The sequence below is a fragment of the Sinomonas soli genome, assembly GCF_054782415.1.
Window position 1 is genome coordinate 127,076 of the sequence record NZ_BAAGSN010000013.1, and the last position, 13,198, is coordinate 140,273.

A 13,198-nucleotide genomic window follows, 5' to 3' on the forward strand; every position below is an offset into this window, starting at 1 on the left:
GGTGCGGGCTATTACTTGAACTTCGTGAACTCCTCAGGGAGAAGCGCAACGATTTCGTCCGGCGTCATGGCGTACGTGTCCCAGGTCAGATCGAGTTGGGCGAGGACCGCGGCTAGGCGCCGGGGGGAGCCGCCCTTACTGCCGCCCGACCCACGCTTGAGCTTCATGGTGTTGGCATCGACGTAAAGTCGAGTGACCACGCCCAGAAGAGTGGAGTTGCTCACGATCTCTTGATTTGAGGCAATTTGTTCGACCACTTCGCCTGGACTATTCACAGGTGTGGCGAGAACGCCATACGCTTCGGCAGGGTTCTTTTGGTGCGCCTTGTAGATTCGGTAGGGCCCGCAGAGGTAATGCCTGTAGTAGGTCTTATAGTCGTACGGATTCAAGATGAAGTAGGCCGTCGCCCGCACTGTCCGTGTACCTGTTGACGAGTCAACCGGAGCAAGGACTGGTAGCCACTTGAAGGCAAGCCACGACCAGAGACCCGCGTCCATCTCCAAATCGGGATGCAGCTTAGTGAGGGGCGTCAGCAGCTCGAAGAAGAACCTCGCGGCGTGCATCCTGTCGTCGAAGGAGACGACGTCATAGTCGATGGCGCTCGTGATCAGGACGGTGTATTCGTCGTTGGCCAGCAGACCCTCGACGTCGGCGGATTCTCCCCTTCGGAGTTTGCCGAGTAACTCGCGGGCAGCCGTCAGGCCAATCTCGTTGAAACGGCGAATCTCAGTCATGCTCTTCGTCTTCCTCAGGTTCCATATGACTGTTCAACAACAAAAGGGCGCTCATGTGAGACGCAAACGTTGTGGCGGCTTGAGTAGCCCACTCCTCAACTACATCGGAGGTCCCTAGGTCCCCATCCTCAAGGTCGACGTCTGATGGGTCGACCTCAATTTCTTCGCAAAAGAGCAGCCAATGGCTGATCGTCGAGTTGGGATCATCGGCATCCTCGCGGTTGCGGGCGATCCATAAGGCCACGTGCTGGAAGAACTCGGGCAGTACTAGCGCCTTAAACTGTGCCGACTGAATTAATTGGTCGTAGTTTTCCAAGTGCTTATTGATGTACAGAATTGGTTGATCGTCATCGAGACCGAACATCCAGACCCGCTCACCAAGCTCCGCCCGTTGCAGCTTCAGGAGCGGCTCGGCCTCAGCTTCATTGTCGCCACCGGCTTTGAGAAGGTGATCTGCAACGGCGAGCACCTTCCCGTGTGCATCACCTTCTGTTCCGATGATACGAAGTCGCAGTTGTATGTTGTCGATTACATCGAAAGCGCTGAGGTGGACATCTTGCGGACGCTCTGGATCGGCGACGGACCCGCAGGACACACGCACCTTTATAGTCTGTCGGTAGGCTTCTACGGTGACTTCGGCCGTGGAGGGCAGGTCGAGGTCGGAAAGGTCTATGGAGTGTACATCCAGGAGGATTTTTCGGCCGTCCTCTCGGAGTCGAAGCTGGATTCGTGATCTATCGATCTCTCGGCGTCCAGTGAAGTTTAGGGTGGCCATTACTTGGAGTATCCCCTTGTGCGAATGGTCAGGTCGCGATTGGTGTCGAAACCTGTGACAGTGATCTTGAAGTTTGCGGCATCGCTGACCTCTGCCGTCAAAGTATTTCCATTGATCTTGGCGAGCTTGCCGCCGGAGATTGCCGGCGAGAGTGCGGACAGCTCGAAGTCGTCTTTCGTCCATTTGGCGAGTGCGTCGCCGCGACGAGTGGTGTAGCCGACAGCAAGTTCCACTCTCTTCAGCTCCCCCGAACGGCCGTGGTCTGTGGGTGTAATGGAGAATCCCCCGGCATCTTCGCGCTGCAAGACAATCAAGGATTGCCCCCGTTTCTTGGAGCCGTTACCCGCTTGAGGCTTGCGCGTGGGCGTGGTGCTTCGTTTCCCGGACGCCCTCTTGCTCTGGCGACTGTTTTGGCTGTTCGTGAGGGGCGCGGCGAAGATGTCCGAGAAGATGATGCGCTGCTCCTCCAGAGCAGCGTCCAACACGAGCTGATGAATCTTGTGCGGGGCTTGTTTGACCAAGTTGAGGACGTCCGCCACCCGGATGTAACGCGCCTTGACCTTATCGTTCTCGGTCCACGTGGTGTGCGCAGGGTTCTCTGCATCGCCGAGCATTTTGGTGAGAGGTTCGTCCTCGACGAGACAGATGGCGCGGATGCCAGGCAGCTTGAAGCGGTAGGCATCGGAAATCACGATTCCCCTACGCAGGAAGAGAGGCTTCTGACGCAGGGACTCGTCCTGCTGTAGCAGCACCTGGAACCGCGTGGAGATGGGGCTGCCCGTCTGGCCTTTCAAACGTAGCTCGAGCGGAACGGTCACTTCGACGGGGTGGCCTCCTTCGAGCCGCCTTCGAATCGCGTTTGCCGTTTCCGGATCGATTGTTGCCGAGGACCAGCCCCCGCCTGCGCTCCCCGCGAGGGTACCGGTAGTGAAGCGTCCTTCCGAGGGAATGGAATCCCGCACTTTCAATAGCTGGATTTCGCCAACGATCTTGTCGCGTTCGGTGCCTTCGAAGAACGTCTCCGCGAGGACTAAGATGTTGTCCTTAGTCAGTGTCACCGGCTCGCCGGCCGCTACGTCGTCGATTTCGACGAGGAGGCCGCCGGCGAGAATTGCCCCAGAATAGGCCCGGATGACGGCGCGGATGAAGTCCGTGCCTCCTAGATTCTCGTCCACGTAAGGGATGACAATGCTCAGTCCGGATTCTTTGGTTCGGGTAATGTTCCATCGTTTCGCGGTTTCAGAGATAAGTCCAGCATCGGTGATGGGCATCTGGATGCCTTCTCCGGGTCTCGCCCACCAGCCGTCTGGATCATAATCGATTCCGTCCAACGTATGGTTCATCAGAACTGTTTGGCCGACTAATAACGTGTTGTCGGGATCGTCTGCCCTGTTGGTGAGCGCGATGAACGCGTTGACGCCGCTGGTTTTGGGAAAAACGTACTTTCCGACGCCCCATCGTCCCAAATTGCCGGCGCTCTTCCCGGAAATGCCCTCAGCCCGCAGGAAGTAATAGTAGTTGTTGAGCTCTCCCTCTTGGACGCGGCCTGCGGTTGGATCGCCAGTAAGGCCACTGGTTCCGAAGTCTTCGATGACCACGAAACGGCACCGGCCCTGTTCAAGATTGGAAGCGACTTGGCCACCGTTTTCACACTCGGCAATGTGGGGCCAGAAGGCTTGGAAGTAGGGGGAGGCTTCGAGAGCGCTGAGGCTTCCGGCCGTTCCCGATACATGAATCCGGACCCGCACCTCCTCGCCCCCGGGAAGCTTCGCATCGAGCGAATTCTGGATGCTTTCTCTGACTAAGGCATCAGCCGGCTTGAACGACTCCTGGTTCAACAGCTCTGACTGGAGCGGATCTCGGGACTTGGCCTCTGGACGGTGCTTGACGAAGCGCCAAGCGGGAATCGAGACACTAGACACTGTGAAGAGTTTCCTTTCCGAATTCTGTTAGGAGATAGGTTCCGGACACCAGTTTCGGTTCAACCAGACCCCACTCGCGGCAGCGGGCGATATATCCTTGGGTGGCGGACGAGGCGATCGACGGCGACCACTCCCGTGCAGACTCCATGGATGCCAGCAGGGAATCGCGAGTGGGCGCAATCGAGACTTCGCGAAGTACGGTTTTGAATCCCCACCAATCAGCGGGCGCATTGGTTCGAAGGTATTCGAAAAATTCTCCAGCTACTTGTGGGTCGTGAGGTTGCCTGGGGTCTAGTCCCTCAACGATCTGGAGGAGTCTCCAGCCTTGTGCTGTAAGCGCCGCTCGAACATTTCCATCGGAGATGAAGAACGCAATAGCTCGCCATGCTGGTAAAGGGCCTGTCGCCTTCCGCAATCCTTGGCGAAGCGGCTTGTTCGACAGGGCGCCTACGGCGAAGTTTTGGAAGCCAGTGTCGGCAGCCTGCTTCTTGAGGACATTGGTTGGCAGCATCTTGGTGGCCGCCTTGGCATCGGCACCTAACTGCTCGTGCAGGGACGCGGCTAGCTGCCAAGCTTCGGCGGTCACTGCCTCTAGGTAGCCGGGAAAGGAGACCGGCCCGGCGGCCGCAGCGTGCGCCAGTCGACTCAAGGCCCATAAGGAGGGCCAATCCCGATTGTGGAGCCCCAGGAGCGGAACGTCCTCCACGAGGATCTCGTCTCCCTCGGCTGCGAACGCCGGCGGTGGGGAGGAAATTCTGGCGACTACTTTTGTGGTCAGCGTCTGCCCTCGGTGGTGAGGGGGCCCCTTTTGTGGGTCGACGGTCGGGGGCATCTGTACCGAGGCTTCGGCAGATAACCGTTCGACCTCTTGTAGTTCCAAGAGGTAAGAGTTGAGGGCCTCTTCGATCAGCTCTTCTCGGGTGCTGAATCCTCCTGCACCGGAAGCTATGACGTCGTCGACGCGGCGGATCAGGTGCGCGTTGAGCAGCAGCCGGACCGGCCTCTGAGCTTGTATCACAGCGCTCCTCGGGATGTAGTCGATGTATTGCTGCAAGCATCTACTATATTCGAGCCCCTGTCAATATATTGGAGAGAGCGTTGATCGAGGCCTTCCTCGCCCTCACGCTAGCGCCGGGCCCGAGCGGTGTGCGGCCTACGCTCTTCACCCCGATTCAAAGCGATTCCCGATACCCGCCCAGCAAGGGAGAGGAATCTCGGAGGCGCGTGGGCCCGCGCTTGTTGGAGGAGGTGTGGGCAGTACAGTGCTCGATTCTGCCGCCAGCGCGTCTCGGCTATGGTGCCCGCGTCTAACCTCGAGGCAGGGAGCAGGGGATCGGATCTGGTTGTGCGTGCGCAATGAGCCGGAGATCAGAGGCGGAAGGCCCAGTTTGGGTCGCGGGCTTCCGTCAGGAAACGCGTAGGCGTCGTGTCCGGGTCTGCAGGGCCAGCCAGCACAGTGAGGTCGACACCTGCTCGCCACCGGGGGACCACTCAATGCCGCACCTGCACCGCCCACGCTCAGCCACTGCCAAGCGCCCGCTCGCCCTCTCCGCCTTCCTGGCCGCCTCCCTCGCCGTGGCGGGCCTCGCAGCGGCGACGACCGCACCCGCCCAGGCGGCCGGCGTCGTGCCTCAGACCACGACGACCACCGCCTACACCGCCCCGAACCCGGAGCCGGCCTACGGCACCGAGGCCGCAGCCCTCCTCGAGACGATCCCGGTCAAGGGCCGCGCCCCGAAGACCGGCTACGACCGCTCCCAGTTCGGCCCGGGGTGGCTCGACGCCGACGGCAACGGCTGCGATACCCGCAACGACATGCTCAACCGCGACCTGACGGACATCGCCTACGTCACCTCCGTCCCCTGCACGGTCGCCTCCGGCACCCTCGCCGACCCTTACACCGCCACCACCATCGCGTTCCTGCGCGGGGTGGGCACGAGCGACGCGGTCCAGATCGACCACGTCGTCGCCCTCTCCGACGCCTGGCAGAAGGGCGCCCAGCAGCTCACCTACTCCCAGCGCGTGGCCCTCGCCAACGACCCGCTCAACCTCCAGTCCACCAGCGGGCCCACCAACGAGCAGAAGGGCGACGGCGACGCCGCCACCTGGCTGCCGCCGAACACCGCCTTCCGCTGCGCGTACGTCGCCCGCCAGGTCTCGGTGAAGGCCACCTACGGCCTGTGGGTCACCAAGGCCGAGCACGACGCCATCGCCGGCATCCTCGCCCAGTGCCCCGACCAGCTCGCCCCCACGGACCGGCCCGACCCGTCCGCGCCGCAGGCCCCCGCCCCGGCGCCCGCGCTGCCCATCGTCACCCCCGGCGCCTACTGCAGCACCGCGGGCGCCCAGGGCGTGAGCTCCACCGGCGTCCTCTACACGTGCAAGACCTCGGCCACGGACGCGCGCCTGCGCTGGCGGCAGTAGCCGCCGCAGACAGAACGCAGGCAGCGAAAAGGGGGCCGCACGGATCACCGCGCGGCCCCCCTCGTTCAACGAGGAGCTACTTCACGTTCTTCGAGAAGCTCGCGTCCACGTACTTGGTCAGGTCCAGCGGCTTCGTGTACTTGATCGCCCCGGCCTCCATCCAGACCTTCTCCATGTCGGCCAGCTGGTCGGGGAGAGGGGCGAGGTTGGGCAGCCAGGTGTAGAGCGGGACGGCCTTGACCTGCTCCGGGGTCTGCTTGGTCGCGTCGGCGATGATCTTCACGTTCGCGTCCGAGTAGCGCGCGTCGCCCTGGAGGTCCTTGGCGCCCTTGGCGAGGGCGTCGAAGAACTTCTGGGCCAGCGGCGAGGAGGCGAACTTGCCGCCGTAGACGACGCCGGTCCCGGAGACGCCCTTGGGCGGAACGGCGAAGGAGACGCCAGTGCCGTCCTTGATCGACTGCGAGGAGAACGGCGCGCTCTCGAGGGCGGCGTCCACGCTGCCGTTCTTGAGCGCCGTGGGCATGTCCGGGTTGCCCAGGTTGACCAGGGTCACGTCCTTGAGGGTGAGCCCGGCGCCCTTGAGCGCGAGCGCCGTGAGGTACGCGCCGGTGCCGCCCGCGCCGCCGGCCACGGCGATCTTCTTGCCCTTGAGGTCGCCGATGCCCTTCACGGTGCCCGCGTCGACCAGCTTCTTGGCGACCACGAGGTCGGTGGGGGACTTCTCCGTCCCGTCCGAGACGCCCATGGAGCCGACCACCTTGATGTCGAGCCCGGCCTCCATGGCGCTGAACATGCCGGCGGAGAAGCCGGCGACCACAACGTCGAGCTTCCCGCTGGAGGCGAGCGGGACGGCGTCCTGCCCGGACTTCACGTTCTGCAGGTTCAGCTTGATGCCCGCATCCTTGAAGTAGCCCTTCGCATCCGCGACGTACATCGGCGCGAAGATCGGCAGCTGCACCTGGCCCACGTTGACGGTCTGCAGCCCACCGGCGTCGGTGGCCTTCTGATCGGCGGCCGACGATGCGCCGCATCCCGTCAGCGCGAGTCCGACGACGGCCGCGAGGGCCCCTAGCTTTGCCCTGATCATTTCTTGACCTTCCTGTGGGATCCGCCGGGCCACCGCCACGGAAGCAGCGCCCGTTCGAGAACGATGATGAGACCGGTGAGCAGCGCCCCGAGCAGCGAGACGGTAATGAGCCCCACGTACATGTCCTGGGGCTGGAACAGCTGCCACGAATTCCAGATGAGATAGCCGAGACCGTCATTGGATGCGACGAATTCGACCGCGGTGATCACAATGACGGACATTCCCGCGGAGACCCGCAGGCCCGTCATGATCGCCGGGATGGCGCCCGGCAGCAGGATGTAGCGGAAGAGCCGCCAGCCGGTGGCCTTGTAGGCCCGCGCCGCCTCGAGGATGCGAGCGTCGATCTGCACGATCCCGGCCAGCGTGTTGATCTGCACCACGAAGAAGACCGAGATGACCACGGCGAGGACCTTCGGCGTCTCGGTCAGCCCGAAGATGAGCAGCAGGAGCGGCAGGATGGCGATCTTCGGCAGGGCGTAGAGTGCGGTGAACGTGGGCCCGAGCGCCGCGCGGACCGGGCGCCACACGCCCATCGCGAGGCCGGCGACGACCCCGAGGGCGGAGCCGACCACGAACCCGGCCAACAGGCGCCCGGTGGTGGCCACGATGTGGTCCCACAGCTCGCCGTCGGCGATCATCTGTGCGCCGCGCTCCACGATCTTGGTCGGGGGAGTGAACAGGCGCGCATCGAGCAGCCCGCCGCGGGCCGCGGCCTCCCAGCACGCCATGAGGACGACCGGCGTCAGGATGGACAGGAGCAGGTCGCGGGTCCGGAGCCGCCGCTCGCGGCGGTACTCGCGGGCGATCGCGCCCTCGAGCTCGGCCGAGGGCTGGAACGCGTCGGCGCGGGGGGCCTGGGTGGTGGGGGTGCTCATGAATACCTCAGAGATGCTTGGACTTCGTCGCGGAGCGACTCCCAGATGGCCTGCCGCATGTGGGCGAACTCCTCCGTGCCCTCGATCTCGACCTTGCGCGGCCGGGGGAAGGGGAAGTCGATGACTTCCTTGATGCGGCCGGGGCGCGCGGACATCACCACGATCTGGTCGCCCAGGAGCAGCGCCTCCTCGATCGCGTGCGTCACGAGGACCACGGTCTTGCGCTCGGCCTCCCAGAGCCGCACGAGCTGCTCCTGCATGAGCATGCGGGTCTGGGCATCGAGGGCGCCGAGGGGCTCGTCCATGAGGAGCGACGGCGACCCTGTGGCGAACGCCCGCGCGATGGCGATGCGCTGGCGCATGCCGCCGGAGAGCTGGTGCGGGTAGGACTGCTCGAAGCCGGTGAGCCCCACCTCGGCGATCCAGTGCCGGGCGTGCTCCTCGCGCTCCCTCTTCCCGACCGCTGCCATCTGCTCGCCGAACGCGACGTTCTGCAGGACGTTGAACCACGGGAAGACCCCGTGCTCCTGGAACACGAACGCCGACTTCGGGACGTTCGAGGACGGGAGGTTGGTGGTGACGTGGCCCTCGGTCGCCGTCTCGAGGTCGCCGAGAATGCGCAGCAGCGTCGATTTGCCGCAGCCCGAGGGCCCGACAATGCAGGTGAACGAGCCTGCCTTGAGTTCCAGATTGATATTCGCCAGTGCTTGGACCGGGGTCTTGCCGACGAACACCTTCGAGACATCGTTGATTTCGAAGGCATTGGTCCCGGTATTCACGGGCAGTGCGGATGTGGTCACATGAACTTCCTTTTCCCCAATGGCGGTCAACGCCACGTCGCGATCCTACTGGCGGGTTCACTGGGCCCTGTGCCCATATGTCAGCCTGTCGTCACACGCGTGACCGGAGGAGAGAACATCGGCGGCTCCGGCGAGGAGAACACGCCCCCGATGCAGCGCCGGTCCCACTCCGATCCCTGGGCGGCCCCGGACGCGTCCGCCGGCAGCTCGCCGGCGTAGGCCTCGGCGTCGTCCTCGGCGAAGAAGCCGATGGCCCGGCCGCCGTCCGGGGAGAGGTAGCCGCGGGTGTTGCGGGAGACGCCCCACACGATCCGGAAGCCCTTCGCCGCCTCGGAGAGGGCGGCCTCGAACAGGCGCCCGGCGTCGGCGGGCGAGAGCCAGGTGCTGAGCATGCGCTCGTTCTCGGGCCTGGCGAACCTCGAGGCGATCCGCAGGCACACCACGTCCAGGCCGTACCGGTCCGCGTAGAGGCTCCCGAGCGCCTCGACCGCGGCCTTGGACACCCCGTAGAAGGTGTTCGGCCGGACGGGGACGTCGTCGGGCAGGAGGTCGCCCTCGGCGGGCACAGGGGTGTAGCCGGTGGCGTGGATCGAGCTCGCGAGCACCGCCTTGGGCACGCCCGCGGCGCGCGCCGCCTCGAGCACGGCCTGGGTCCCGTCGATGTTGGTCCGGGAGATCTCCTCCCAGCTCGCCTCGAGCGGGATGCCGGCGAGATGGACGACGGCGGCGCAGCCGGCGAACGCTTCCCGCAGCCGGTCGGCGTCGTGGATCGAGGCGATGACCCACTCGCAGCCCATCGGGTCTGCTGGCTCGGCCTGGTCGAGGCAGACCAGCTCGTACCCGCAGCGGCGCAGGTGGGGGATGATGTCGCGCGCGAGGCTCCCGGCGGCGCCGGTGAGGGCGATGGGGCCGCGGGGCGCGGAGGCCGGTGCTGTCATCAGATCAGGGCTCCTTGCCGGGAAAGCAGGTCGCGGACGGCGGGGAGGTCGTGCCCGCCCGAGTCCGCGTAGACGGCCGCGGCGACGCCGGCCGCGTGCCCCGTCGCGAAGGCCGTGCCCATGACGCGCAGGGACGCGAAGGCGCGCCGGTCAGCGCTGACCAGTCTGCCAGCGGCCCACAGGTTCTCGAGGGAGGCGGAGCAGATGCTCCCGTAGGGGATGTGGTACCAGCCCTTGTCCCGGATGCCGTTGTAGTCGGTGACGCCGGGAACGGTGTGGTCCTCCATGGGCCAGCCGCACCGGGCGATCCCCTCGTCGCCGCGCTTGCGGCCCGCCGCGACGTCCTCTGCCGCCACGGTCTCGAGGCCCTTGAGGCGCCGCCCCTCGCGGATGCCGAGCTGGGGGCCGGTGGCGGCCAGGAAGGATGCTTCCCACCCGGGGAGGGAGAGCCGGAATGCCTCGAGGTAGTGCCAGGTCAGGCGCCGGGCCTCCACCTCGGCGGCGGAGAGGTCCTGGACGTCGAAGACGTCGCGGTGCTGGTCGGCGAGCAGCAGCATGACCTCGCCCGAGATGGGCATGCGGACGGCGATGCCGTGGTCGCGCGTGAGCGCCGTGCCGGTCAGGGACTCGTAGCGCCGGACGGCGAGGGCCATCCCGTCCGCCGAGAGGTCTGCCTCGGGCGGGACCCCGCCAACGCGCATCACGAGGGTGCTGGCCTGCCGCTCGTCCACGGGGGAGACGAGCGCCTCGGCGTCGGCGGCCGCGATGAGCGCGCCGTCCCCGCTCGCGTCGACGAAGGCGCGGGCGTGGACGCGGAGGCGGCCGCCGCGGTGGGAGACGTCCACTGCGGTGAGGCGCCCGTCCTGCGCGGCCGCGCCGACGAGGTGGCTGTGCAGCAGCAGGGTGATGCCGGCCTCCGCGACGAGCTCGTCGAACACGGTCTTGGTGGTCTCGAGGTCGAGCAGCACCACCGTGTTGCCCGAGGCCTGGAAGGTCTCCGTGCGGTAGATGTCCCGCTTCTGCAGCGCGTCCAGGAACTGCTGGCCGACGCCGGCCACCACCTGCTCGCGCGTCTGGTCGAAGAACCCGCAGTGGGTCAGCACCGAGCTCACGGTCGCGGCGCCGCCGAGGAAGCCGTACTGCTCGACGAGGCAGACCGAGGCGCCGGCCTGCGCGGCGCCGACGGCTGCCGCCACCCCTGCTGCGCCTCCGCCGACCACGGCGACATCGACGTGTGGGTCTTTCGATACTTGTGTCATCCCCCTCATCGTGACCCGGATCACGGCATGTTACAATTGCCCCTTGGGCTCCGGTCCCATGCTTTGCGGGCATACCATGGCCCCATGGAGCTCAGGAGCCTGCACTACTTCTCGACGGTCGCCGAGCTCGGCTCCATCAGCAGGGCCGCCGTCGCCCTCCATCTGACCCAGCCCTCGCTCAGCCGCCAGCTGGCGGCCCTCGAGCGGGAGCTCGGGCACGAGCTGTTCACCCGCACGTCGCGGGGCGCGCAGCTCACCCCGGCCGGCCGCGGCCTCCACGGGCACCTCAGGGTGGTCTTCGCCGAGGTGGACCGGATCCCCGAGGTGCTCCGGACGGCGAGCGAGAGCAAGGAACTGGTCCGGGTCGGGCTGCCGCCGGGCGTGCCGCACGGCTGGCTCTCGGCCGTGGTCCGCCGCGCGCAGGAGGCCATCCCGCAGGCGGACATCTCCCTCCACGAGGCCAGCAGCGACGAGCAGCGGCTCATGCTCAAGGACGGCCGCCTCGAGATCGGGCTGCTCCACCTCGCCCCGCCGGAGTACCCCGCGGAGCGGGTGCTCACACAGCGGATCGGCGTGGCGCTCCCGCCCGACTCGCCGCTTGCCTCTAGGCCCTCCATCCGCTTCGCGGACCTCGCGGGACTGCGGGTCATGGCCCACGCGAACGGCGAGGTGGCCGGGGAGGAGACGCGGCTCCGGGCCGCCTCCAAGGCCGCCGGCGTCACGACCGACTGGATCTTCCGGAGGTTCTCCCAGCACAGCGAGCTCATCGCCATGAGCTCGCGGGCGGACGCCGCGCTCATGACCGAGGCCTCCGCGACCCACAACATGCCCAGCTGGCGCTGGGTCGAGGTGAAGGAAGTCGATGCCGAGGGACACCCGTTGACCGTCGAGACCTGGGCCGCCACGAGCAGCAGCGGGCATCCCTACGTGCAGCGGTTCATCGAGCTGCTCCGCGCGGAGGGACTGGGCGCCCGTGGCTGAGCGCACGATCGTGCTCGTCGGCCCGACCGGGGCCGGGAAGTCCGCCGTCGGGAACGCCCTCGCGCGGCTCCTCGGCGTCCCGTTCCGGGACAGCGACCACGCGCTCGCCGCAGAGCTGGGCCCCATCCCCGAGCTCTACCGGTCGCTGGGGGAGGAGGCGTTCCGCCGGGCCGAGGCGTCCGCGGTGGCCTCGCTGCTCGCGGACCGGGGCCCCGCGGTGCTCTCGCTCGGCGGCGGGGCGGTGCTGGACGACGGCACGCGCCGCCTGCTCGGAGCCGCCACGGTGGTGTGGCTGGACACCGATCTGGCCACCGTCCTGCCGCGGATCGAGGGAGGGCGCCCGCTGTTCGGAGGCGACGTCGCGGAGGCCTGGCAGCGCAACTACGACCGCCGGCGTCCCCTGTACCAGAAGGTGGCGAGCCTGCGGATCGACGCGCGCCGGGGGACGCCGGAGGCGCTGGCCGCCGAGATCGCGGAGGGCCTCCCCGGCTCCCGGTGACGCGGAGCCAGCCGGAAGCCCGGCCTACGCCGCCTGCGCGAGGAACCCCCGGAAGGCGGAGAGGATCACCTCGGAGGGGCGGTGCAGCGCGCCGTGGCCGGCCCGCGGGACCACCAGGCTGGTGCTCCCCGGGAGGGACGCCGCGAGCCCGGCGGCGATGCTCCGGAAGTACGCGGGGCTGTGCGCTCCCGCGAGGACCAGGAGGGGGACCGCGATGCCGGCGTACTCGGCGGCGGCCCGCCGGCTGTCCAGCAGCGCGAGCTCGTGCGCCAGGGAGGGGACCAGCTCCTCCCACGCGTGCCCGTCCTTCGTCAGGTGGGCCGCGGCCCACACGAGCGCCCGCGCCGCGGGGTCGGGCAGCGGCACCTTCGCCAGCAGCGGGTCCATCTCCCGCGAGAAGACCATGACCGCCCCGACGTGGTCGCCCCTGTCGGCCGCGGCCGCCAACGCGGGGAGCGTGCGCGTGGGAAGGCAGCCGTCGATGTTGACGGCGGGGTCGTAGACCGCCACCCGGCTCACCGGCAGGCGGAGCGCAGCCTCCAGCGCGATGCCCCCGCCGAAGCTGTGCCCGAGGACCACCGAGCTGCCCGTCGCCTCCAGGACGGCCTCGAGGTCCTCGAGCTCGGTCTCCATCGAGTACCCGGCCGGCTGCGGGCCCGAACCGCCGCGGCCCCGGCGGTCGTACAGGTGGACCGGGATGGTCGCCGAGAGGCTGCTGGCGAATCTGCCGTAGACGGCGGTGCGAGTCAGGCTGCCCGCCGCGAGGACAGCGCCCGGCCCGGCGCCGAAGCTGTAGACGCGTAAGGAGCCGCCGTCTGCGGTCCTGATGGAGCGGAGCTTGATGGCGACCACGGCGGGCTTCTTCCTCGACTGCTGCGCCCCAGCCCGCACCACTGTGCGGACA

General features: G+C 66.9%; 14 protein-coding genes. 4 read left to right on the plus strand and 10 right to left on the minus strand.

Going from position 1 to position 13,198, the window contains the following annotated elements:
• Nucleotides 1-11: 11 nt before the first annotated feature.
• The gene (locus ACYVKZ_RS12660; protein ID WP_460992603.1) at nucleotides 12-734 is read right to left on the minus strand and encodes a hypothetical protein; all 723 of its coding nucleotides are present in this window, start codon (nucleotides 732-734) and stop codon (nucleotides 12-14) included.
• Nucleotides 727-1,050 (minus strand): hypothetical protein, encoded by a 324-nt coding sequence (locus tag ACYVKZ_RS12665; protein ID WP_460992604.1) that lies wholly within the window; start codon nucleotides 1,048-1,050, stop codon nucleotides 727-729. Before ACYVKZ_RS12665 ends, ACYVKZ_RS12660 begins: the two co-directional genes overlap by 8 nt.
• 24 nt (nucleotides 1,051-1,074) lie before the next feature.
• On the opposite strand from ACYVKZ_RS12665, the gene ACYVKZ_RS12670 reads away from it, so the two are divergent.
• Entirely contained in the window at nucleotides 1,075-1,467 is a 393-nt protein-coding gene (locus tag ACYVKZ_RS12670; protein WP_460992605.1) for a hypothetical protein, read from the plus strand.
• Nucleotides 1,468-1,508: 41 nt separating this feature from the next.
• Here the strand turns inward: ACYVKZ_RS12670 and ACYVKZ_RS12675 are convergent, their stop codons facing one another.
• Together ACYVKZ_RS12675 and ACYVKZ_RS12680 are read right to left on the minus strand one after the other, a co-directional pair.
• Nucleotides 1,509-3,347 (minus strand): hypothetical protein, encoded by a 1,839-nt coding sequence (locus ACYVKZ_RS12675; RefSeq protein ID WP_460992606.1) that lies wholly within the window; start codon nucleotides 3,345-3,347, stop codon nucleotides 1,509-1,511.
• A gap of 76 nt (nucleotides 3,348-3,423) precedes the next feature.
• Nucleotides 3,424-4,485 carry a ribbon-helix-helix domain-containing protein gene (locus ACYVKZ_RS12680; protein ID WP_460992607.1) on the minus strand — a complete coding sequence of 354 codons (1,062 nt, stop codon included), beginning with the start codon at nucleotides 4,483-4,485 and terminating at the stop codon, nucleotides 3,424-3,426.
• Nucleotides 4,486-4,925: 440 nt separating this feature from the next.
• On the opposite strand from ACYVKZ_RS12680, the gene ACYVKZ_RS12685 reads away from it, so the two are divergent.
• Nucleotides 4,926-5,855, plus strand: coding sequence for an HNH endonuclease family protein (locus ACYVKZ_RS12685; protein ID WP_460992608.1), 930 nt, complete (start codon nucleotides 4,926-4,928; stop codon nucleotides 5,853-5,855).
• A 76-nt stretch (nucleotides 5,856-5,931) separates the two neighbouring features.
• On the opposite strand, the gene ACYVKZ_RS12690 is transcribed toward ACYVKZ_RS12685, so the two are convergent.
• The 5 genes from ACYVKZ_RS12690 to ACYVKZ_RS12710 form a co-directional block, all read right to left on the minus strand.
• The gene (locus ACYVKZ_RS12690; RefSeq protein WP_460992609.1) at nucleotides 5,932-6,942 is read right to left on the minus strand and encodes an ABC transporter substrate-binding protein; all 1,011 of its coding nucleotides are present in this window, start codon (nucleotides 6,940-6,942) and stop codon (nucleotides 5,932-5,934) included.
• The gene (locus tag ACYVKZ_RS12695) at nucleotides 6,939-7,817 is read right to left on the minus strand and encodes an ABC transporter permease (protein WP_460992610.1); all 879 of its coding nucleotides are present in this window, start codon (nucleotides 7,815-7,817) and stop codon (nucleotides 6,939-6,941) included. Before ACYVKZ_RS12695 ends, ACYVKZ_RS12690 begins: the two co-directional genes overlap by 4 nt.
• Nucleotides 7,814-8,617 (minus strand): ABC transporter ATP-binding protein, encoded by an 804-nt coding sequence (locus ACYVKZ_RS12700; RefSeq protein ID WP_460992611.1) that lies wholly within the window; start codon nucleotides 8,615-8,617, stop codon nucleotides 7,814-7,816. The genes ACYVKZ_RS12695 and ACYVKZ_RS12700 overlap by 4 nt, the downstream gene beginning before the upstream one ends.
• Before the next feature lie 80 nt (nucleotides 8,618-8,697).
• Complete coding sequence (locus ACYVKZ_RS12705; protein WP_460992612.1) at nucleotides 8,698-9,555, minus strand: NAD-dependent epimerase/dehydratase family protein; 858 nt, start codon at nucleotides 9,553-9,555, stop codon at nucleotides 8,698-8,700.
• A complete protein-coding gene (locus ACYVKZ_RS12710) occupies nucleotides 9,555-10,814 on the minus strand; it encodes an FAD-dependent oxidoreductase (protein WP_460992613.1) in 1,260 nt (419 codons plus the stop codon). Before ACYVKZ_RS12710 ends, ACYVKZ_RS12705 begins: the two co-directional genes overlap by 1 nt.
• 84 nt (nucleotides 10,815-10,898) lie before the next feature.
• Between ACYVKZ_RS12710 and ACYVKZ_RS12715 the strand changes: the two genes are divergently transcribed.
• The gene (locus tag ACYVKZ_RS12715) at nucleotides 10,899-11,795 is read left to right on the plus strand and encodes a LysR family transcriptional regulator (protein WP_460992614.1); all 897 of its coding nucleotides are present in this window, start codon (nucleotides 10,899-10,901) and stop codon (nucleotides 11,793-11,795) included.
• A complete protein-coding gene (locus ACYVKZ_RS12720) occupies nucleotides 11,788-12,294 on the plus strand; it encodes a shikimate kinase (protein WP_460992615.1) in 507 nt (168 codons plus the stop codon). Before ACYVKZ_RS12715 ends, ACYVKZ_RS12720 begins: the two co-directional genes overlap by 8 nt.
• 24 nt (nucleotides 12,295-12,318) lie before the next feature.
• Here the strand turns inward: ACYVKZ_RS12720 and ACYVKZ_RS12725 are convergent, their stop codons facing one another.
• Nucleotides 12,319-13,146 (minus strand): alpha/beta fold hydrolase, encoded by an 828-nt coding sequence (locus tag ACYVKZ_RS12725; protein WP_460992616.1) that lies wholly within the window; start codon nucleotides 13,144-13,146, stop codon nucleotides 12,319-12,321.
• Nucleotides 13,147-13,198: the final 52 nt, after the last annotated feature.

Excerpts from the sequence above, each read along its gene's own strand:
- ACYVKZ_RS12695 (WP_460992610.1), bottom strand. The coding sequence starts at position 7,817 with ATGAGCACCCCCACCACCCAGGCCCCCCGCGCCGACGCGTTCCAGCCC.
- ACYVKZ_RS12715 (WP_460992614.1), top strand. The coding sequence starts at position 10,899 with ATGGAGCTCAGGAGCCTGCACTACTTCTCGACGGTCGCCGAGCTCGGC.
- ACYVKZ_RS12660 (WP_460992603.1), bottom strand. The coding sequence starts at position 734 with ATGACTGAGATTCGCCGTTTCAACGAGATTGGCCTGACGGCTGCCCGC.
- ACYVKZ_RS12690 (WP_460992609.1), bottom strand. The coding sequence starts at position 6,942 with ATGATCAGGGCAAAGCTAGGGGCCCTCGCGGCCGTCGTCGGACTCGCG.
- ACYVKZ_RS12710 (WP_460992613.1), bottom strand. The coding sequence starts at position 10,814 with ATGACACAAGTATCGAAAGACCCACACGTCGATGTCGCCGTGGTCGGC.
- ACYVKZ_RS12705 (WP_460992612.1), bottom strand. The coding sequence starts at position 9,555 with ATGACAGCACCGGCCTCCGCGCCCCGCGGCCCCATCGCCCTCACCGGC.
- ACYVKZ_RS12685 (WP_460992608.1), top strand. The coding sequence starts at position 4,926 with ATGCCGCACCTGCACCGCCCACGCTCAGCCACTGCCAAGCGCCCGCTC.